Source organism: Neobacillus drentensis (assembly GCF_036965645.1).
Lineage (GTDB): Bacteria > Bacillota > Bacilli > Bacillales > Cytobacillaceae > Neobacillus > Neobacillus drentensis_D.
Map to the genome: position 1 here is coordinate 62,290 of NZ_JBALPZ010000128.1, position 604 is coordinate 62,893.

General features: G+C 34.4%; 1 protein-coding gene. It reads right to left on the minus strand.

From position 1 onward, the window contains the following. On the minus strand, positions 1-295 hold a 295-nt coding region (locus V7266_RS22605; RefSeq protein WP_335471231.1), incomplete at its 3' end, for a cupredoxin domain-containing protein. Positions 296-604: the final 309 nt, after the last annotated feature.

The following is a 604-nucleotide window of genomic DNA, read 5'->3' on the forward strand; positions in this document are numbered from 1 at the left end:
TTTTTTCTTTTCCCGCCTGGACTTCGGCATCAATTCCCAGCTTTTCCACTGTAAAAGTGTGCTCTTTCCTACCTTTGTTTTTCAATATCAAGGTTGTTGGTCTTCCATTAGGAATAGTTATAACTTTCGGATTAAAGTAATCATCGTTCAACTCGACCTCAGTCGCTTTCACTGATTGTATAGGCTTTGTTACGGCAGTAGATTCGGCAAAAACACTAAGTGAGCCTGGAGTTGCCATAAACACAATCATCATAAGCAAAACGAACAATCTTGTTAAGTATTTTTTCGCAACCATTCGTATCCCTCCTTTCCTAAGGCTATTTTTTCCATTTCATAAAATTTTATCACTTTAAATTTGGTTCTAACTTGCACAAATTGTAACTCCTTATTTGAAACAGTGATGAAGAAAAAGATCGACTCTAGTGGCAATCTTCTGGAATCCATTTCTTCTTAAAATTCCCCCCCTTTCGTTGAAGAAGGAACAACAATATTCATTAACAAGTCTTAAAAAAAAAGAGCCTGTATCGATAATTACTTGGTAATTAAAGATTCAGGCTTTTGTTTTCACTATCCATTAATGTTTAAATATATTTAACATATTGGA